The organism is Acidovorax sp. GW460-11-11-14-LB4, from assembly GCF_059423685.1.
Genome location: NZ_JBWKYJ010000046.1, coordinates 21,655 through 39,439 on the forward strand (window position 1 = coordinate 21,655; position 17,785 = coordinate 39,439).

Sequence of the window (17,785 nt, forward strand, 5' to 3'; positions counted from 1 at the left end):
CATACAATTGTGGCCGTTCAGAGACCCGTGATTCTAGTTTCCCCGGCCCGCCTTTCCCCTTCGAAAGCCCCGCGCCAGTTGCCTGCATGAAAACCGTCCACAAGTCCGTCCTCATTTGGTACAGCCCCGAAGAGATGTTTGCCCTGGTCACCGGGGTGGAGCACTACCCGCAGTTCCTGCCCTGGTGCGACCGCGCCGCAGTGCTGGAGCAGACCGGCGAGGGCATGACCGCCGAGGTGGGCATTGCATTCAGCGGCATTCGCCAGACCTTTGTCACGCGCAACACGCACGAAGTGGGCAGGCGTGTGCAGATGCATCTGGTGAAAGGACCGTTCTCACGGCTGGACGGGGATTGGCACTTTCATCCCGTGGGGGACGGCACGCAGCGTGCGTGCAAGGTGGAGTTGATGCTGAACTATGGGTTTGACAGTGCTGCGTTGGCCACGCTGGTGGGGCCGGTGTTTGACCGCATCGCAGGGAGCATGGTCGATGCCTTCGTCAAGCGAGCGGAACAGGTCTATGGCTGAGGCGGGGGGAGGTGCTTCGGCGACCATCGCTATCACCGTCATCGTCTGTCTGGCTCCGCGCGAGGTGCGTGAGTGGACTCTGGATTTGCCGGTGGGCGCCACGGTAGCGGATGCCCTGCACGCCAGCTGCGGGATGGCCACGCTGTCCGCGCTGGAGGAGGGGGGCGCACCGTGCGTCGGTATCTGGGGCCGTGCTGCCAATCTGGATGGGGTGTTGCAGCCCCAGGACCGCGTAGAAATCTACCGACCTTTGAAGGTGGACCCCAAGGTAGCACGGCGGGAGCGCTTTGCCCGACAGGGGGCGCGCACTACAGGACTCTTTGCGCGCCGCCGACCAGGGGGCAAGTCAGGCTACTGATACTGCTGAGTTGATCCGCGCGGTAGCGGAGCAGCATGCAGCTCAGCGTACGCAGTCGGCCGCGACAATCTCGTCGATGCGCTTGGCTTCGGCCGCGCGGGCGGGGCCATCCAGGAAGATTTTTTCACCCTGGGCGTTCGCTTGTGTGATGGGCTTGCCAGCATCGAACGCTGCTTTGGCTGCGCGTGCGCGGGTGCAGTTTTCAGCCTTGGCCTTGGCGATCTTTTCGTCCTCGGCCTTTTTCTTGGCGGCTTCTGCGGCCTCGGCCTGGGCCTTCTTCTCTTCCAGCTCCTTGTCCTTGCCTGCACCTGGGGCGCTGGCAGCGGTCTTGGGGGCTGCAGCAGCAGCTGCGGGCGCTGCGTCAGAGGCTGCTGGCGCGGCCGGCACTGCAGTCCGTACCGGGCGGTTGCCCCCAGGCTGTTTCAGGATGCTTTTTTCGGGGATATCGGGTGGTGGCGGACGATCGCTGAAGACTTTGCGCCCGTCTTTGTCTGTCCACTGCCATTGCGCCGCCGCGCCCATGGCCCAGGTGCAGGCCACGGCCAGCAGGAGAAGCTTGTGCATTTTCATGCGGGCAAGTTTATCCATGTGATTCCCCCCCCGCCAGTGCGTTGCAGATGGGTGGGCGCGTTTTCACCACACGCGGCGCGGGTACAATCCGTTTTTTGGAGCTTTCTCATGCGCCTTCTTGGAAAAGCGCTCACCTTCGACGATGTGTTGCTGGTGCCAGCGTACTCCCAGGTCCTGCCCAAGGACACGTCCCTCGCGACGAAACTCTCCCGCAATATCCAACTGAACCTGCCGCTCGTGTCCGCCGCCATGGACACCGTGACCGAGGCGCGCCTGGCCATCGCCATCGCCCAGGAGGGCGGCATCGGCATCGTGCACAAGAACCTCACCGCGCAAGAACAGGCCGCCCATGTGGCCAAGGTCAAGCGCTACGAGTCTGGCGTGCTGCGCGACCCCGTGGTCATCACCCCCGAGCACACCGTGCTGCAGGTGCTCCAGCTGTCCGAACAACTGGGCATCTCTGGCTTTCCCGTGTGCGACGGCGGCAAGGTGGTGGGTATCGTCACCGGCCGCGACCTGCGCTTCGAGACCCGTTACGACGTCAAGGTCCACCAGATCATGACCCCGCGCGAGAAGCTCATCACGGTCAATGAAAAAGAGGGCACCACGCCGGCCGAAGCCAAGGCGCTGCTCAACAAGCACAAGCTCGAACGCATCCTGGTCGTGAACGACGCCTTTGAACTCAAGGGCCTGATCACGGTGAAGGACATCACCAAGCAGACCAGCTTTCCCAACGCTGCCCGCGATACCGCAGGCCGCCTGCGCGTAGGCGCGGCGGTGGGTGTGGGTGAAGGCACCGAAGAACGCGTTGAAGCGCTGGTCAAGGCCGGTGTGGATGCCATCGTGGTGGACACGGCCCACGGCCACAGCAAGGGCGTGATCGACCGCGTGCGCTGGGTCAAGCAGAACTACCCGCAGATCGACGTGATCGGCGGCAACATCGCGACCGGCGCTGCAGCCCTGGCACTGGTTGAGGCCGGTGCGGATGCGGTCAAGGTCGGTATCGGCCCAGGTTCCATCTGTACCACCCGCATCGTGGCGGGTGTGGGCGTGCCCCAGATCATGGCCATCGACAACGTGGCCACGGCCCTCAAGGGCACCGGCGTGCCGCTGATCGCGGACGGCGGTATTCGCTACAGCGGCGACATCGCTAAGGCCCTGGCCGCTGGCGCTGGGACGGTGATGATGGGCGGTATGTTTGCGGGCACTGAAGAAGCGCCGGGCGAAGTCATCCTGTTCCAGGGCCGCAGCTACAAGAGCTACCGCGGCATGGGCTCCATTGGCGCCATGCAGCAGGGCAGTGCCGACCGCTACTTCCAGGAATCGAGCACCGGCAATCCCAATGCCGACAAGCTGGTGCCTGAAGGCATCGAAGGTCGCGTGCCCTACAAGGGCTCCATGGTCAGCATCGTCTACCAGATGGCTGGCGGCGTGCGTGCCTCCATGGGCTACTGCGGTTGCGCCACGATCGAAGAGATGAACAACAAGGCCGAGTTCGTCGAGATCACCACTGCTGGTATCCGCGAAAGCCACGTGCACGATGTGCAGATCACCAAGGAAGCGCCGAACTACCGCGCTGACTGATCGTTGCAAACCGATCTGGCCTGATTGAAAAAATCTGGTCAGACTGATATAGTCTGGTCTGAATTCACCATTCAGGCCAGACTTTTTTATTTATGCAGTCCGTTGGCATCTACGAAGCAAAAAGCAAGTTCTCTGCCTTGATCGAACTGGTCGAGCAGGGCGAGGAAGTGCGCATCACCCGCCATGGCAAAGAGGTGGTGCGCATGCTGCCGGTGCGCCGCCGCCCAGTGATTTCTGACGAACAGATTGCGCGCGAACTGGGTCAGATGGACGTGTTGCATGCCAGCATTCAACCCGCTGGGTCAACAACAGTGGATGGCTTGCGCCGTGCGGGGCGGAGCACTGCATGACCGCTTTCGTGCTTGATGCCTCGGTCACTGCCGCCTGGTTGTTGCCGGACGCGGCCAGCGAACACACCCGCCGCCTGTACGCCCTGATCCGCCGCGATGAGGTCGAGCCGCAGGCGCCCAACCTCTGGCACTGGGAGTGCCACAACATACTGGCCACCGGTGTGAACAGCGGGCGCATTCCAGCCGCTTCCGTCGAAGGCCTGTGGGGCGTGCTCGAAGCCATTCGTCACCGCGTCGAATTGCACGAACTGGCCCCCGCCCAGCACAAAGCCGTGCTGGACGTGGCATTGGAAACCGGCCTGCCCACCTTTGATGCTGCGTACCTGTGGCTGGCGCGCTCGCTGCGCCTGCCTCTGGCCACCTTTGATTCTCACCAGATCGCTGCCGCCCAGCGCAGCGGCGTCCCGCTTCTTGATCTCTCCAGCCTCTGACGGACCACCACCATGCAACACCAGAAAATTCTCATCCTCGATTTCGGCTCGCAAGTCACCCAGCTCATCGCCCGCCGCGTGCGCGAGGCCCATGTGTACTGCGAGGTGCACCCCTGCGACGTGACCGACGAGTGGATCCGCGACTATGCCAAGGACGGCTCGCTCAAGGGCGTGATCCTGTCGGGCAGCCACGCCAGCGTGTACGAGGTTGATGACAAGGCGCCGGATGCGGTGTTTGAACTCGGCATCCCCGTGCTGGGCATCTGCTACGGCATGCAGACCATGGCCCAGCAGCTGGGTGGCAAGGTCGAGGGTTCCAACACCCGCGAATTTGGCTACGCCGAAGTGCGCGCCCATGGCCACACCGAACTGCTCAAGGGCATCGAAGACTTCGCCACGCCCGAAGGCCACGGCATGCTCAAGGTGTGGATGAGCCACGGCGACAAGGTCACTGCCTTGCCCCCGGGCTTCAAGGTGATGTGCTCCACACCCTCATGCCCCATCGCTGGCATGGCCGACGAAAGCCGCCACTACTACGCCGTGCAGTTCCACCCTGAAGTCACACACACCGTGCAGGGCCGCGCTTTGCTGGAGCGTTTTGTGCTGGGCATCTGCGGCACCCGTGCCGACTGGGTCATGGGCGACTACATCGAAGAGGCTGTGCAAAAGATCCGCGAGCAAGTGGGCGCTGAGGAGGTGATCCTCGGCCTGTCGGGCGGCGTGGATTCGTCCGTGGCTGCCGCGCTGATCCACCGCGCCATTGGTGACCAGCTCACCTGCGTGTTTGTGGACCACGGCCTGCTGCGCCTGAACGAAGGTGACATGGTTATGGACATGTTCGAGGGCAAGCTGCACGCCAAGGTCATCCGCGTGGACGCCAGCGACCTGTTCCTGGGCAAGCTGGCGGGGGTGAGCGAGCCCGAGCAAAAGCGCAAGATCATCGGCGGCCTGTTTGTGGACGTGTTCAAGGCCGAGGCCGCCAAGCTCAAGGCAGGCACCGGTGGCCACAAGGGCGCCACCTTCCTGGCCCAGGGCACGATCTACCCCGACGTGATCGAATCCGGCGGCGCCAAGAGCAAGAAGGCCGTCACCATCAAGAGCCACCACAACGTGGGCGGCCTGCCCGAGCAGCTGGGCCTGAAACTGCTGGAGCCGCTGCGCGACCTGTTCAAGGACGAAGTGCGCGAACTGGGCGTGGCCCTGGGTCTGCCGCCCGACATGGTCTACCGCCATCCGTTCCCCGGCCCGGGCCTGGGCGTGCGCATTCTGGGCGAGGTGAAGAAGGAATACGCCGACCTGCTGCGCCGTGCGGATGCGATCTTCATCGAAGAGCTGCGCAACTTTGTGGACGATGCCACTGGCAAGACCTGGTACGACCTCACAAGCCAGGCCTTCACCGTATTCCTGCCCGTCAAGAGCGTGGGCGTGATGGGCGACGGCCGCACCTATGACTACGTTGTGGCACTGCGCGCCGTGCAGACCAGCGACTTCATGACCGCCGACTGGGCTGAACTGCCTTATGCGCTGCTCAAGAAGGTGTCCGGCCGCATCATCAACGAGGTGCGTGGCATCAACCGCGTGACGTACGACGTGAGCAGCAAGCCGCCAGCGACGATTGAGTGGGAGTGAGTGCGGGTAAATCAAAATACTGTTTATTTAAACAGTATTAGCGCACAATGCGATGGATCTTCCGGAGCTTTGTGTGCCATGTCCCAGCTTCACGATCTCTACTATTTTCTTTCCCCTACGCCGCTTGCCGCCGAGATGGCCAAGAGGTTACTGCAGCGCCTCCAAGGACCCTGTGGGGCGGGCAGAGGCGAGCCCATGCCCTTGGATCGGCTGCACATCACGCTCCATTACCTGGGGCGCTTCCTGAACAGCATCCCCCGAGAGGTAGTCGACTTGGCGCTGGCGGCGGGTAGCGCCATGGACTACGAACCGTTTGGGGTCCGCCTCGACGTGCTGCAGTCCCGGGGTGGCTTTGAAAAGGGGACTTTCGGCACCGTCGAGCTGGCGCCACAAGCGGGCGCTGCGCGTGAATTGCGAGGATTTCAACATGCGCTTGGCAGCACGATGCGCCGCTTGGGGTTTGCAGAAACTCAGATCCGCAGCCATTTCCACCCGCACATGACTTTGCACTACAAGCACGCACGCATTGACCCAATGGTGGTTGCTCCCGTGGCGTGGACCGTGACGCAGTTTGCCTTGGTAGACAGCCTCTACGGCCTGAGCAGGCATGATGTGCTCGCGCACTGGACCTTGAAGGCACGGCAACAGGTCTTTCTTGACTGGTGATGTTGCGAAGCAAGCGGATACCAATGCGTACTCGCTGTGCTGCGTCGTGGTGCGGAAGCTTCCGCGGCTACCATCCTTTGAGGTCATTGGCTCTCTCATTTCTTCATGACGACACTTCACGATTTCTGGCCCGGTTGTGGTTTCCAAACGCTGGATCGCGATGCCCGTGGCTGGCTGCCCCCCACCGACGGATACCTGCGTTGGCTGCTGGCCCGACCAGAGCTGGCGCTGGTGCCGGAGTCGTGCGCTGCAGAGATCGCACTGCATGAATCGCTCAAGGTGTCACCCGCGCGGGCGGTCACCTCTGCGGAGCCGGCTGCATTGCAAGACGACGACGCCCGCGAGAACTACACCGTGTTCCTGCGCTTCCGAGATGGCCTGCTGGCCGCTGGCACGCTGGAGGCGTACTACCTGGAACTCATGCGCAGCGGGGTGGTGAACGTGCCTGCCGTGTTCATCGACGCCGTGGTGCAGGCGCTGCTGCGCAACCTGCTGGACGACTGCAACGACGCCTTCGAAGCCCGCGCCGCCGAGATGCTGTTTCGGCCGCAGCGCATCACCTTGCAAGACGGGCAAATGCTGGCAGGCGACCGTGTGACGCTCGACATGCTCAACGAGACCGCGGGCCTGGGCGAGGTGGGACGCTTGCTGTTGCAAAGCGGTGCACTGCAGCCCACGGCGCAGGTCAAGGTGCTGTCGGCCGACAATGCGGCGCAATATTGGCAGGAGAGTGACCGCCACCACTTTCTGCTCGACCTGACCCATGAGCTGACACAGGACCTGAGCCATGGCCTGACCTTCAAGATGACCCGCGCCCGATCCGGCCTGAAGGCCCTGGCCCGGGTGCTGGAGCGCTGGGTCGCCCACTTGCTGGGCGTGCAGGTGTTGATCGAGCCTGTGCACGAGGTGACCGACAGCGCCTGGCGCTGGCATGTGGGGCTGGATGTGGAGTCCACCGCCATCCTCAACGACCTGTACCAGGACCGGCCCGTGGAGTCTGAGCGCATGGCGCGGCTGGTGAGTCTGTTCACGCTGACTTTTGCCAACCCGGCCGAGATGCGCCCCGATGTGGCGGGCAAGCCCGTGTATCTGGGTTTGGCGACCAACGTCGAGGGTGTCGTGCGCATCAAGCCGCAGAACCTCTTGCTCAATCTGCCGCTGGCATCGCCATCTTGAGTGCTATTGAATCAATAGCTGCTAGCGCATGAAAAATATGCGCTAGCGGCCAATTTGATTCAAATTTCTCCCTGACGGATGACAACCAAGTGCCGTGCGCTCATCCAATGGTCATCAGGCTCGCATTGCCCCCTGCCGCCGCCGTGTTCACGCTCAACGCGCGTTCGATGAGCAGGCGCTCCAGCGGGATATCGGTCGCGCCGGGCTGGAGCGCAGTCACGCCCACGATGGGTCCGGTGCGGCGGGTGAGGGCGGTGCACACCGCATGCAGGGATGGGGCGTCGCCGTGGTGCAGCACGGCGTCCAGCGCCTGCGTGCCGTCGTTCAGTGTGTTGTCCTGTAGCAGAACCTGCGCCTGCACCAGCGTGGGTAGCTGTGTGCGGAGGTGGGCCTGGGCCGTGGGCCACAGGGCGGTGCCGCCGCTGGCAAGCACGGCAGCCGTCTGCACCAGGAGGTCTTCCGTGCTTTGCGCTAGACACAGCGCGCGGGCACGGGGCGCCAGGGTGTAGACGTTGCGCTCGCCGGTGGGGCCTGGCAGGGTGCGGGCGGTGCCGATTTGGGTTTGCTGGGTGAAGCGCTGGCACGTGGCGGCCAGCGCGGCGTTGCCTTGTCGTTGCGCCCATTGGTCCAGCGTGGTCAGCGGTGCCAGCAGGCGCTCGCGCCGCTCGGTGTCGGGTGGGCTTAAGCGATCTGCTTCGGCAAAGGTGCGTGCCAGCGCATCGGCCGGGCGCTGCGACAGCAGACGCAGCAGATACAGCGGCCCGCCGGCCTTGGGCCCCGTACCCGACAGGCCTTCGCCGCCAAAGGGCTGCACGCCCACCACGGCGCCCACCATGTTGCGGTTGACGTACACGTTGCCAGCATGGGCCCGGTTCACCACGCGGGCAATGGTTTCGTCGATGCGGGTGTGCACACCTTGCGTCAGGCCGTAGCCGGTGGCGTTGATCTGGTCGAGCAGGCGATCCAGGTCGTCGCGCGCGTAGCGCACCAGGTGCAGCACGGGGCCGAAGACTTCGCGTTGCAGCTCGCCGATGTGGTTCAGCTCGATCAGCGTGGGGGGCACAAAGGTGCCTTGGTGGGTCGCGGTCGCAAGGTGCTGCGGGTGCTGGAACACGCGGTGGCCTTGGGCCTTGAATTTTTCGATGTGCTGGGTGATGCCCGTTTGCGCTTCGGCATCGATCACCGGGCCCACGTCCACACGCAGCGCCCCGGGGTTGCCCACGCGCAGTTCGCCCATGGCGCCTTGCAGCATCTCGACCACGCGGTCGGCAGCTTCTTCTTGCACGCACAGCACGCGCAGGGCGGAGCAGCGCTGGCCTGCGCTGTCAAAGGCGGACGACACCGCGTCGCCCACCACCTGTTCGACCAGGGCGGACGAGTCCACGATCATCGCGTTCTGCCCACCGGTCTCTGCAATCAGCGGGATGGGGCGGCCTGCAGCGTCCAAGCGCCCGGCCACGGTGCGCTGCAGGATGCGCGCCACCTCGGTGGAGCCGGTGAACATCACGCCCATCACGCGGGTGTCGCCAACCAGGCGGGCGCCCACGGTTTCGCCCTGGCCGGGCAGCAGTTGCACGGCGGCGCGGGGCACACCGGCCTGCCACAGCAGGCGCACGGCCTCGGCGGCGATCAGCGGGGTTTGCTCGGCGGGCTTGGCCAGCACCGGGTTGCCTGCGGCCAATGCGGCGGCGACTTGCCCCATGAAGATGGCGAGCGGGAAGTTCCAGGGGCTGATGCAGGCCACGGGGCCCAGCGGGAGGTGGGTGGCGTTGTCGAAGGTGCTTTGCACCTGGGCTGCGTAGTAGCGCAGGAAGTCCACGGCTTCGCGCACTTCGGCGATGGCGTTGCTGGCGCTCTTGCCCGCTTCGCGCATCAGCAGGCCCAGCAGGGGCTGCATGCGGGCCTCCAGCAGGTCGGCGGTGCGCAGCAGGGCGGCAGCGCGCTCGGCGGGCGGCGTGGCGGCCCAGGGGGCTGCGGCGGCCTCGGCATGTGCCAGGGCTTGGTCCACATCGGCGGTGGTGGCCTCTTGCACCTGGCCCACGATGTCGCTGTGGTCGGCGGGGTTGTGCACGGGCTGCATGGGGCCTGTGGGGGCATTAGCGCCCAGCAGGGGGGCAGCGGTCCAGGCATGGGCGGCAGTGGCTTGCAGGGCGGTGGCCAGTTCGGTCAGCGTGTTTTCGTTCGACAAATCCAGCCCGCGCGAGTTGGTGCGGTGCGCGCCATACAGGCCCTGGGGCGTGGCAATGCGCGGGTGAGGCAAGCCCGCAGTGCCTTCTGCCGCAGCTTGCTGGTCCATCACTTGCACGGGGCTGCGTACCAGCTCATCCAGCGCAATCGTTTCGTCGGCAATGCGGTTCACAAACGAGGTGTTGGCGCCGTTTTCGAGCAAACGGCGCACCAAATAGGCCAGCAGCGTTTCGTGCGTGCCCACGGGGGCGTAGATGCGGCACGGGCGGCCCAGCTTGCCCGCAGTGATGGCACCCACCACCTGCTCATACAGCGGCTCGCCCATGCCGTGCAGGCACTGGAACTCGTATTGCCCCGCGTAGTAGTTGCTGCCCGCCAGTTGGTAGATGGTGGCCACCGTCTCGGCGTTGTGGGTGGCGAACTGGGGGTACACGGCTTCGGGCGCGGACAGCAGCTTCTTGGCGCAGGCGATGTACGAAATGTCGGTGTGCACCTTGCGGGTGTAGACGGGGTAGTCCTCCAGGCCATCGACCTGGGCGCGCTTGATTTCGCTGTCCCAGTACGCGCCCTTGACCAGGCGCACCATCAGCCGGCGCTGGGTGCGGCGGGCCAGGTCCACGACATAGTCGATGACGAACGGGCAGCGCTTTTGGTAGGCCTGGATGACAAAGCCAATGCCGTTCCAGCCCGCCAGCGTGGGCTCGTGGCACAGGCGCTCCAGCAGGTCCAGCGACAGCTCCAGGCGGTCGGTTTCTTCGGCGTCGATGTTCAGGCCAATGTCGTACTGCTTGGCCAGGGCCGTGAGGCGCAACACCAGCGGGTACAGCTCATCCATCACACGGCCAAACTGTGCGCGGCTGTAGCGCGGGTGCAGGGCCGAGAGCTTGATGGAGATGCCAGGCCCTTCGTAAATGCCGCGCCCGGCAGAGGCCTTGCCAATCGCGTGGATGGCCTGCTCGTAAGAGGCGTAGTAGTGCTTGGCGTCTTCGCTGGTCAGCGCGGCCTCACCCAGCATGTCGTACGAATAGCGAAAGCCCTCGGCCTCCATCGTGCGGGCGTTGCGCAGCGCTTCGTCGATGGTTTCACCGGTCACAAACTGCTCGCCCATCATGCGCATGGCCATGTCCACGCCCTTGCGGATCAGCGGCTCGCCGCCCTTGCCGATCAGGCGGCTGAGCGATGCCCCAAGGCTGCCCTCGCTGTGCGTGGCCACCAGCTTGCCGGTAATCAGCAGGCCCCAGGTGGCGGCGTTGACGAACAGCGACGGGCTCTTGCCCAGGTGGGCATCCCACTGGCCGTGGCTGATCTTGTCGCGGATCAGCGCATCGCGTGTGGCCTTGTCGGGGATGCGCAGCAGCGCCTCGGCCAGGCACATCAGCGCCACGCCTTCTTGCGACGACAGCGAAAACTCCTGCAGCAGCCCCTGCACGATGCCCGCACGTCCGGCGCTGGCCTTGCGTTCGCGCAGCGCCTTGGCAATGCGCAGCGCCAGTTGCTCGGCCGACGCTGCTTGATCGGCAGGCAGGCGGGCTTGGGCCAGCAGCGAGGCCAGGGCCTCGGGCTCGGGGCGGCGGGTGGCAGCGGTGATGGCTGCGCGCAGCGGGTTGTTCAGCGGTGTGCGGGGCGCGAAGTCTGCAAACGGGGCGGAGGGCTGCGTCATGGCGGTGTCTTTCAGGGATTTGGCGGGGCCCAACACGGTGGGAAGTGTTGGTTGGGCGCGTTATTGGCGATGATCCTTGGGTTGGCGGTGAATAAATGGTCGAAAATTGGCGGTTGAACCGAATAAATCACTAACAAAAATGCAAATAGAACCCGATCTGGACCGGATTGACCGCAAGATCCTGTCAATCCTGCAGGAAGACGGCCGCATTGCCAACCTCAAGCTGGCCGAGGCGGTAGCCCTGTCGCCCACCGCCGTGCTGGCGCGCGTACAGCGCCTCACGCGCGACGGCTTCATCCTGGGCTACGAGGCGCGTCTGAACCCCCTGAAACTGGGCGCGGGCATGTTGGTGTTTGTGGAGGTGCTGCTGGACCGCACCACGCCCAACGTGTTCGACCAGTTCAAGGCCGCCGTGCAGGTGCACCCCGAGATCATGGAATGCCACATGGTGGCGGGCGGGTTCGACTACCTGCTCAAAACCCGCTCGGCCGACATGAATGCCTACCGCGTGTTTGCGGGGAACGTGCTGTGGCAACTGCCGGGCGTGCGCGAGACGCGTACCTATGCGGTGATGGAAGAGGTCAAGCACACCAACCACCTGTACCTGCGCTAACCCCACACCGCGCGCCGGATTGGCTGTGCTGGCAGAAGCCCGCATAATTCTCGGCAGATCTGCTTGCATGAGGAGCCATACCATGACGACCGCTTTCCCCTATGCCGCCGCAGCCCTGGTGGCTGCCCTGTTCAGCCAGACGGCCGCTGCATCCTGCTACGTCGTCTATGGCCCTGACAAGGACATCGTGTACCGCGCTCCGGTGCCGCCGGTGGACATGTCACGGCAGATCCACGAAACCCTGCCCCTGGTGGCCCCGGGCTCGACCCTCGTGTTTTCGCCCGACAACTTTGGCTGCGAACTCACCATCAACAAGCTGCCACTCACGGCCGTGTCCGCGCCCGGGGGCATGCGGCCTGCGCGCGCTGACCGGGGCTGAAACGGACAGTTCGCAGGGGTGCGGCCAGTGGGCGTGCCGCGCCTGAGACAATCGGGGGATGAGCGAACCGAAAGAACTATCCCCCTCGTTTGAACCCACCGAGCAGAATTCCCAAAGCGACCTGCCCGAAGGCTGGCTGCACGTGCAGTCCATGGACCTGGACGCCCAGGGCGTTGCCCGCAAGCCCGATGGCAAGGTGGTCTTCATCGATGGTGCCCTGCCATTCGAGCTGGTCACCGCCAACACCCACCGCAAGAAGAATAACTGGGAGCAGGCCAGCCTGGTAGCGATCCACCGCGAGTCGTCCCAGCGCGTGCGGCCGGATTGCCCCCACTTTGGCCTGCACGCAGGTGCCTGTGGCGGCTGTAAGATGCAGCACTTGCACGTGGGCGCCCAGGTGGCCGTCAAGCAGCGGGTGCTGGAGGACAACCTCTGGCACCTGGGCAAGGTGAAGGCCGAGACCATGCTGCGTCCCATCGAAGGGCCCGCCTGGGGCTACCGCTACCGTGCCCGCCTGGCCGTGCGCCACGTGATTAAAAAGGGCCAGGTGCTGGTGGGCTTTCATGAGCGCAAGAGCCGCTACATCGCGGACATGCAGACCTGCAAGATCCTGCCGCCGCATGTCGATGCGATGCTGATGCCGCTGCGCGCCCTGATTGCCAGCCTGGACGCTCGCGACACCTGCCCGCAGATCGAACTGGCCTGTGGCGACACCGTGACCGCGCTGGTATTGCGCCACCTGGAGCCGCTCTCCGCCGAGGATATCGCCCGGCTGCGCGCCTTTGGCGCAGAGCACCACGTGCAATGGTGGTTGCAGCCCAAGGGCCCGGACACGGTGAAGCTGCTGGACGAGGGCGGCGAGCCCCTGTCGTACGCGCTGCCGGACTTTGGCATCACCATGCCTTTCAAGCCCACGGACTTCACCCAGGTGAATCCGCACATCAACCGGGTGCTGGTGAGCCGCGCGCTGCGCCTGCTGGACGTGCAGCCGCACGAACGCGTGATCGACTGGTTCTGCGGCCTGGGCAACTTCACGCTGCCGCTGGCCACGCAGGCGCGTGAGGTGCTGGGCATTGAAGGCAGTGAGGCCCTGGTGGCCCGCTCGCGCGAAAACTATGCATTGAATCAGGCCCAGGCGCCCGACCATAAAGCGCTGGCAGCTACTGATTTTGTAGCACGCGATCTGTTTGAGATGACACCGGAGATGCTGGTGGCCGATGGCGCTGCCGATAAGTGGCTGGTGGACCCACCCCGTGAAGGGGCGTTTGCGCTGGCCAAGGCGCTGGCCGACATCGAGCAGGCCCGCATTGGCGCCGAGGGCGCTGGCCCGTTGCCCGCAGGGGCCGAAGGCTGGACGCCCCCGAAACGCATTGTGTACGTGAGCTGCAACCCGGCCACCCTGGCACGCGACGCGGGGTTGCTGGTGCATCTGGCTGGCTACCGGTGTACGGCGGCGGGCATGGTCAACATGTTTCCGCACACGGCCCATGTGGAAAGCATGGCGGTGTTCGAGCGGGTCTGAGAGTCCGTGAGGAAGATGGTGCGCGGAGGGTTCAGCCCTCCATCCCGTGCCATCGCCACCCGGGCGCCACGTCAGCTGCGGTTGCGGCTGGCGGCGGGGTCCCGGGGTTCGGTTTCGATGTCGGGTGCGCGTTCGCTGCGTTCTGGCTTTTCCACCTTGCCCAGCACCGAGGGCGTGCCCTCGATCTTGTTCTCACGCATGTAGGCGTCCATGTCCTTCCAGCCTGCAAACACCGAGGCCTTGGAGGCCTTGGGGTTGAGGGTGTAGCAATCTTCCAGCCCCCGCAGTGCGTGTCGGCAGGCACCGCCGATGGCCTTGGCCTCGGCATCGCGTTGCGCCACGCGCGGGTCAGGGCCCAGGCCCGGGATCTTGTCGCAGCCTGCAAGCAGCAACAGGCCCGCCAGAACCATCAGGCGCAATGCGGTGGAAGGGCTTTGTGGATACATGTACTTGCATTATCGGCACACTGGCCGCGCTATTGAGGCTTGATCCTGGGGCGCGACCCACAAAAAAGGCTCCCGAGGGAGCCTTTTGATGGAGGTCAAGGGACTGGCAGGGCTCAGTCGCGCTCGCCGCCCATGATGCCCAGCAGGGCCAGCAGGCTCTGGAACACGTTGAAGATGTCCAGGTACAGGGCCAGCGTGGCGCTGATGTAGTTGGTTTCGCCGCCGTCCAGGATCTGCTTCAGGTCATACAGCATGTAGGCGCTGAAGATGCCGATGGCCAGCATCGAGATCACCATCATGCCCACGCCGGAGCCGACGAACACGTTGATGATGCCGCCGACCATGAGCACCAGCGCGCCCACCATCAGCCACTTGCCCATGCCCGAGAGGTCGCGCTTGATGACGCTGGCCAGGCTGGCCATCACGAAGAACACACCGGCCGTGCCGGCAAAGGCCGTCATGATGAGGTCGGTGCCGTTCTTGAAGCCCAGCACCATGCCGATCATGCGCGACAGCATCAGGCCCATGAAGAACGTGAAGGCCAGCAGCACCGGCACGCCTGCGGCCGAGCGCTTGGTCTTTTCGATGGCGAACATGAACCCGAACGCGCCGCCCAGGAACACGATCAGGCCCAGGCCGCCGTTCAGCGAGCGGGTGATGCCGGTGGCCACGCCGATCCAGGCGCCCAGCACCGTGGGGATCATGCTCAGGGCCAGCAGCCAGTACGTATTGCGAAGCACCTTGTGGCGCTCTTCCTGCGAGATGCCATAGCCCGCAGAGTGGCCCAGGGTGGTGACTTGGTCATTCATCTTGTGTCTCTCCTTGTTGGCCTGCACGACGCAGACATGACAAATTCTAGGTGGTGATGCTTTTTTGCTTTGCAATGACCGCACCCGGTCACCTACTTTTGGTAAGGATACTTTCACCCTGGCTGGGGGCAACGGCGCCGGGGATGCCGGTATGCTCGGTTCTCTTTGCGTGCCGGGGCGGCCTGTGCGGCCCGGTTTCCTCTCCCACTTTCGGATCCTTTCATGAAAACCAAGCACGAACTCGAACTGGCCGACGTTAAGGCCGTGGCCGCTGCCGCCGAAGCCGAGGCCCTCAAGAACAACTGGGCCGTGACCATCGCCATCGTGGACGATGGCGGCCACCTGCTGTGGCTGCAGCGCCTGGACGGTGCCGCAGCCGTGTCATCGCACATCGCCCCCTCCAAGGCCCGCACGGCCGCTATGGGCCGCCGCGAAAGCAAGGTCTACGAGGACGTGATCAACGGCGGCCGTACCTCGTTCCTGAGCGCGCCCACCATTGACGGCCTGCTCGAAGGCGGCGTGCCGATCATGAAGGACGGCCAGTGCCTGGGTGCCGTGGGCGTGAGCGGCGTGAAGTCCACCGAAGATGCACAGATCGCCCGCGCGGGCATTGCAGCCCTGGGCCTCTGATTCGGGGGCTCCCGGCAGGGAGTGCGGTTGCTATTATTTTGATAGCTGCAAGCGCATGTTCCACTGGCGCATGGGGCTGAAAACGCTTCAAAACCCTCTGGGAGCATGAAAAAACCGGCCTGTGGGCCGGTTTTTTGTTGGCAGGGTCGGGGGCGGCAAAAAAAGCCTGGCTACGCGGGAGCAAACCCGTTGGCTGGCAAAAACGACCCTTGCGAGCTTGTTGCAAGCCCGGGAGTCGCCCCACGATGAAACTATTTGGTCAGGATGAGCTTGCCCAGCTTGGTGGCCTGCAGGCGGTACACCGAGCCGTTGTGGCTGATGGCGACGGTCTTGTGCCCTTGCAGCAGCACGCTGCTGTCCAGTGCAGCAGTGGCGCAATGCGCACCGGACGACGGGGCCTCGCCAGATGCCGAGGCGTCTGCGGAGTCAGCCGGCACGGCGCGGCGGAGCGGGGCGGAGGTCAGGGAGGCTTGCATGGAGTTTTCCTGGGTCATTGCAGTGCGTTTTGTTAATGATAACGATTCGCAATTACAAGTCAAGCGAACGGTGTGTTTCTTTTTGTTCTTGGTTCCGCCCTGCATCAGGTGCAAGGGCGAGGCCTTGAGCAGCGCCCTGGGCGCGGGGCAAAGGTCCGTGTGCCCTGGGCTCCGTGCAGGGGGCTGCGAGCCGCTGCACGGGCCCTGCGTTCCCTGGCGCCCGGCCAGCGCGCCCAAGGCGGGTGGGCTGGCCAGGATGCGCAGGGACCGGGCCGGTGACTTTCGCCGTGTCTTTACTGGCCCTGCGGGTCGGTCACAAACCCGATCTTGCGCACGCCAGCGCGTTGCGCGGCCGCCATGGCCTGGGCCACGAATTCGTAGCGCACGTTCTTGTCGCCACGGATGTGGAGGTCCGGCTGGGGCTCCTTGGCGGCCTCGGCCTGCAGGCGGGGGAAGAGTTCTTCTTCCGACACCTGGGACTCGTTCCAGAAGAACTTGCCATCGGCCGACACCGACAGGCGCACGGTCTCGGGCTTGACGTTCTCGGGCTGGTTGGTGGCTCGGGGCAGGTCCACGTTCACCGCGTGTTTCATCACCGGCACGGTGATGATGAAGATGATGAGCAGCACCAGCATGACGTCCACCAGGGGCGTCATGTTGATCTCGTTCATCACGTCATCGGTGTCGTCTTGGGTTCCAAAGGCCATGGCTTAGCCGCCTTTCTTCATGGGCAGCACCTTGCCGGGCTCGCCAGCGTTCACGCGGGCGCCGGTCACAAAGTAGGCGTGCAGGTCATGGGCAAAGCTGTTCAGGCCATTCAGGATGGACTTGTTGCCGCGCACCAGCGCGTTGTAGCCCAGCACTGCAGGGATGGCCACGGCCAGGCCCAGGGCGGTCATGATCAGCGCCTCGCCGATGGGGCCGGCCACCTTGTCGATGGTGGACTGGCCCGAAGTGCCGATGGCCAGCAGGGCGTGGTAGATGCCCCACACGGTGCCGAACAGGCCGATGAACGGGGCGGTGGAGCCCACAGACGCCAGGATGGCCAGGCCCGAGGACAGGCGGGCGGTGAACTCGTCGATGCAGTTGCGCAGGCAGCGGGTCACCCAGTCACTCACGTCCAGGCTGTCGTGCAGGTGGGCCTTGGTGTTGCGGTGGTGGGCGGTGGCTTCGCGGCCTTCCAGCGCCAGGTGGCGGAAGGGGTTGGTCGGGTCGGCGCCCAGCTTGGTCAGGCCCGCGGCAAAGTCCTCGCTGTGCCAGAAATCCTGGGCGGCGCGGGCGTGTTTTTTGAACTTGATGATGTCCAGTGCCTTGATGAGGATGACGATCCACGAGGCCAGCGACATGGCCAGCAGCAGGATGGCGACGGCGCGGGTGACAAAGTCACCCTGGATCCAGACGTTGGCGATGCCGAATTGCGATTCCATGAAAACTCCCTGAGCGGTGATTGGTTTATTCGAGAACAAAGTTGACGGGGACGAGGTTCCACATGGCCTCGGGCACGCCGTTGCGTTTGCCGGGCACAAAGCGCCAGCGCATCACGGCGTCCTGGGCCTGGCGGTCCAGTCGGTCAAAGCCGCTGGACTTGTTGACCTCGACCTTTTGCGGCACGCCATCGGTGCCGATGAGCACCCTGAGCACCACCTTGCCTTGCTCGCCCATGCGTTTGCTGATGGCGGGGTAGCTGGGCTTGGGGTTGTTGAGATAGGCCGCGTCGCTGGACGGCAGCTCGATCTTGGGTGGTGCGGGTGGTGCCGGGGGCGCAGGCGCGG

General features: G+C 64.6%; 20 protein-coding genes. 12 read left to right on the top strand and 8 right to left on the bottom strand.

Going from position 1 to position 17,785, the window contains the following annotated elements:
* Nucleotides 1-86: 86 nt before the first annotated feature.
* Nucleotides 87-527 (top strand): type II toxin-antitoxin system RatA family toxin, encoded by a 441-nt coding sequence (locus AC07X4_RS15970; RefSeq protein ID WP_146871889.1) that lies wholly within the window; start codon nt 87-89, stop codon nt 525-527.
* On the top strand, nt 520-885 hold the full coding sequence (locus AC07X4_RS15975; RefSeq protein ID WP_436077079.1) for an RnfH family protein: 366 nt from the start codon (nt 520-522) through the stop codon (nt 883-885). The genes AC07X4_RS15970 and AC07X4_RS15975 overlap by 8 nt, the downstream gene beginning before the upstream one ends.
* Nucleotides 886-927: 42 nt before the next feature.
* On the opposite strand, the gene AC07X4_RS15980 is transcribed toward AC07X4_RS15975, so the two are convergent.
* On the bottom strand, nt 928-1,455 hold the full coding sequence (locus tag AC07X4_RS15980; RefSeq protein WP_056746481.1) for a DUF4124 domain-containing protein: 528 nt from the start codon (nt 1,453-1,455) through the stop codon (nt 928-930).
* Nucleotides 1,456-1,563: 108 nt separating this feature from the next.
* Between AC07X4_RS15980 and guaB the strand changes: the two genes are divergently transcribed.
* The 6 genes from guaB to AC07X4_RS16010 all read left to right on the top strand — a co-directional run bounded on the left by guaB (nt 1,564) and on the right by AC07X4_RS16010 (nt 7,291).
* On the top strand, nt 1,564-3,039 hold the full coding sequence (guaB, locus tag AC07X4_RS15985) for an IMP dehydrogenase (RefSeq protein WP_494740624.1): 1,476 nt from the start codon (nt 1,564-1,566) through the stop codon (nt 3,037-3,039).
* A gap of 92 nt (nt 3,040-3,131) precedes the next feature.
* Nucleotides 3,132-3,389 carry a type II toxin-antitoxin system Phd/YefM family antitoxin gene (locus AC07X4_RS15990; RefSeq protein WP_056746479.1) on the top strand — a complete coding sequence of 86 codons (258 nt, stop codon included), beginning with the start codon at nt 3,132-3,134 and terminating at the stop codon, nt 3,387-3,389.
* The gene (locus AC07X4_RS15995) at nt 3,386-3,820 is read left to right on the top strand and encodes a type II toxin-antitoxin system VapC family toxin (protein ID WP_056063857.1); all 435 of its coding nucleotides are present in this window, start codon (nt 3,386-3,388) and stop codon (nt 3,818-3,820) included. Before AC07X4_RS15990 ends, AC07X4_RS15995 begins: the two co-directional genes overlap by 4 nt.
* A gap of 12 nt (nt 3,821-3,832) precedes the next feature.
* Complete coding sequence (gene guaA, locus AC07X4_RS16000) at nt 3,833-5,449, top strand: glutamine-hydrolyzing GMP synthase (protein ID WP_494740625.1); 1,617 nt, start codon at nt 3,833-3,835, stop codon at nt 5,447-5,449.
* A 78-nt stretch (nt 5,450-5,527) separates the two neighbouring features.
* Entirely contained in the window at nt 5,528-6,115 is a 588-nt protein-coding gene (locus AC07X4_RS16005; RefSeq protein ID WP_494740626.1) for a 2'-5' RNA ligase family protein, read from the top strand.
* 105 nt (nt 6,116-6,220) lie between these two features.
* The gene (locus AC07X4_RS16010; RefSeq protein WP_494740627.1) at nt 6,221-7,291 is read left to right on the top strand and encodes a DUF6352 family protein; all 1,071 of its coding nucleotides are present in this window, start codon (nt 6,221-6,223) and stop codon (nt 7,289-7,291) included.
* A 100-nt stretch (nt 7,292-7,391) separates the two neighbouring features.
* Here the strand turns inward: AC07X4_RS16010 and putA are convergent, their stop codons facing one another.
* Entirely contained in the window at nt 7,392-11,138 is a 3,747-nt protein-coding gene (gene putA / locus AC07X4_RS16015) for a trifunctional transcriptional regulator/proline dehydrogenase/L-glutamate gamma-semialdehyde dehydrogenase (RefSeq protein ID WP_494740628.1), read from the bottom strand.
* A gap of 139 nt (nt 11,139-11,277) precedes the next feature.
* On the opposite strand from putA, the gene AC07X4_RS16020 reads away from it, so the two are divergent.
* The 3 genes from AC07X4_RS16020 (at nt 11,278) to rlmD (ending at nt 13,652) form a co-directional block, all read left to right on the top strand.
* Nucleotides 11,278-11,751 carry an Lrp/AsnC ligand binding domain-containing protein gene (locus tag AC07X4_RS16020; RefSeq protein ID WP_274110787.1) on the top strand — a complete coding sequence of 158 codons (474 nt, stop codon included), beginning with the start codon at nt 11,278-11,280 and terminating at the stop codon, nt 11,749-11,751.
* A gap of 82 nt (nt 11,752-11,833) precedes the next feature.
* The gene (locus AC07X4_RS16025) at nt 11,834-12,130 is read left to right on the top strand and encodes a hypothetical protein (protein WP_099730513.1); all 297 of its coding nucleotides are present in this window, start codon (nt 11,834-11,836) and stop codon (nt 12,128-12,130) included.
* Between the two features lie 58 nt (nt 12,131-12,188).
* Nucleotides 12,189-13,652 (top strand): 23S rRNA (uracil(1939)-C(5))-methyltransferase RlmD, encoded by a 1,464-nt coding sequence (gene rlmD, locus AC07X4_RS16030; protein WP_494740629.1) that lies wholly within the window; start codon nt 12,189-12,191, stop codon nt 13,650-13,652.
* A 71-nt stretch (nt 13,653-13,723) separates the two neighbouring features.
* On the opposite strand, the gene AC07X4_RS16035 is transcribed toward rlmD, so the two are convergent.
* Both AC07X4_RS16035 and AC07X4_RS16040 read right to left on the bottom strand, forming a co-directional pair.
* Complete coding sequence (locus AC07X4_RS16035; protein WP_056063836.1) at nt 13,724-14,098, bottom strand: hypothetical protein; 375 nt, start codon at nt 14,096-14,098, stop codon at nt 13,724-13,726.
* A gap of 113 nt (nt 14,099-14,211) precedes the next feature.
* On the bottom strand, nt 14,212-14,907 hold the full coding sequence (locus AC07X4_RS16040; protein ID WP_436077085.1) for a Bax inhibitor-1/YccA family protein: 696 nt from the start codon (nt 14,905-14,907) through the stop codon (nt 14,212-14,214).
* A gap of 222 nt (nt 14,908-15,129) precedes the next feature.
* Here AC07X4_RS16040 and AC07X4_RS16045 point away from each other — a divergent pair, with 222 nt between their 5' ends.
* Nucleotides 15,130-15,537 (top strand): GlcG/HbpS family heme-binding protein, encoded by a 408-nt coding sequence (locus tag AC07X4_RS16045; protein WP_494740630.1) that lies wholly within the window; start codon nt 15,130-15,132, stop codon nt 15,535-15,537.
* Nucleotides 15,538-15,788: 251 nt separating this feature from the next.
* Here AC07X4_RS16045 and hemP read toward each other — a convergent pair whose 3' ends face one another.
* The 4 genes from hemP to AC07X4_RS16065 all read right to left on the bottom strand — a co-directional run.
* Nucleotides 15,789-16,013, bottom strand: a complete 225-nt coding sequence (gene hemP, locus AC07X4_RS16050) for a hemin uptake protein HemP (protein WP_056065088.1) — start codon at nt 16,011-16,013, stop codon at nt 15,789-15,791.
* Nucleotides 16,014-16,306: 293 nt separating this feature from the next.
* Nucleotides 16,307-16,720 (bottom strand): ExbD/TolR family protein, encoded by a 414-nt coding sequence (locus tag AC07X4_RS16055; RefSeq protein WP_015014562.1) that lies wholly within the window; start codon nt 16,718-16,720, stop codon nt 16,307-16,309.
* A 3-nt stretch (nt 16,721-16,723) separates the two neighbouring features.
* On the bottom strand, nt 16,724-17,440 hold the full coding sequence (locus tag AC07X4_RS16060) for a MotA/TolQ/ExbB proton channel family protein (protein WP_056063831.1): 717 nt from the start codon (nt 17,438-17,440) through the stop codon (nt 16,724-16,726).
* A gap of 25 nt (nt 17,441-17,465) precedes the next feature.
* Nucleotides 17,466-17,785, bottom strand: a 320-nt coding sequence (locus AC07X4_RS16065; RefSeq protein WP_494740631.1) for an energy transducer TonB, incomplete at its 5' end; no start/stop codon positions are given.

Bases quoted from the DNA above. Each gene is read 5' to 3' on its own strand.
- AC07X4_RS16060 (WP_056063831.1), bottom strand. From the start codon at position 17,440: ATGGAATCGCAATTCGGCATCGCCAACGTCTGGATCCAGGGTGACTTT.
- AC07X4_RS15995 (WP_056063857.1), top strand. From the start codon at position 3,386: ATGACCGCTTTCGTGCTTGATGCCTCGGTCACTGCCGCCTGGTTGTTG.
- AC07X4_RS15980 (WP_056746481.1), bottom strand. From the start codon at position 1,455: ATGAAAATGCACAAGCTTCTCCTGCTGGCCGTGGCCTGCACCTGGGCC.
- AC07X4_RS16005 (WP_494740626.1), top strand. From the start codon at position 5,528: ATGTCCCAGCTTCACGATCTCTACTATTTTCTTTCCCCTACGCCGCTT.
- AC07X4_RS16055 (WP_015014562.1), bottom strand. From the start codon at position 16,720: ATGGCCTTTGGAACCCAAGACGACACCGATGACGTGATGAACGAGATC.
- putA (WP_494740628.1), bottom strand. From the start codon at position 11,138: ATGACGCAGCCCTCCGCCCCGTTTGCAGACTTCGCGCCCCGCACACCG.
- AC07X4_RS16035 (WP_056063836.1), bottom strand. From the start codon at position 14,098: ATGTATCCACAAAGCCCTTCCACCGCATTGCGCCTGATGGTTCTGGCG.
- AC07X4_RS15975 (WP_436077079.1), top strand. From the start codon at position 520: ATGGCTGAGGCGGGGGGAGGTGCTTCGGCGACCATCGCTATCACCGTC.
- guaA (WP_494740625.1), top strand. From the start codon at position 3,833: ATGCAACACCAGAAAATTCTCATCCTCGATTTCGGCTCGCAAGTCACC.
- AC07X4_RS16010 (WP_494740627.1), top strand. From the start codon at position 6,221: ATGACGACACTTCACGATTTCTGGCCCGGTTGTGGTTTCCAAACGCTG.
- hemP (WP_056065088.1), bottom strand. From the start codon at position 16,013: ATGCAAGCCTCCCTGACCTCCGCCCCGCTCCGCCGCGCCGTGCCGGCT.
- AC07X4_RS15990 (WP_056746479.1), top strand. From the start codon at position 3,132: ATGCAGTCCGTTGGCATCTACGAAGCAAAAAGCAAGTTCTCTGCCTTG.
- AC07X4_RS16045 (WP_494740630.1), top strand. From the start codon at position 15,130: ATGAAAACCAAGCACGAACTCGAACTGGCCGACGTTAAGGCCGTGGCC.
- guaB (WP_494740624.1), top strand. From the start codon at position 1,564: ATGCGCCTTCTTGGAAAAGCGCTCACCTTCGACGATGTGTTGCTGGTG.
- rlmD (WP_494740629.1), top strand. From the start codon at position 12,189: ATGAGCGAACCGAAAGAACTATCCCCCTCGTTTGAACCCACCGAGCAG.
- AC07X4_RS16025 (WP_099730513.1), top strand. From the start codon at position 11,834: ATGACGACCGCTTTCCCCTATGCCGCCGCAGCCCTGGTGGCTGCCCTG.
- AC07X4_RS16040 (WP_436077085.1), bottom strand. From the start codon at position 14,907: ATGAATGACCAAGTCACCACCCTGGGCCACTCTGCGGGCTATGGCATC.
- AC07X4_RS15970 (WP_146871889.1), top strand. From the start codon at position 87: ATGAAAACCGTCCACAAGTCCGTCCTCATTTGGTACAGCCCCGAAGAG.
- AC07X4_RS16020 (WP_274110787.1), top strand. From the start codon at position 11,278: ATGCAAATAGAACCCGATCTGGACCGGATTGACCGCAAGATCCTGTCA.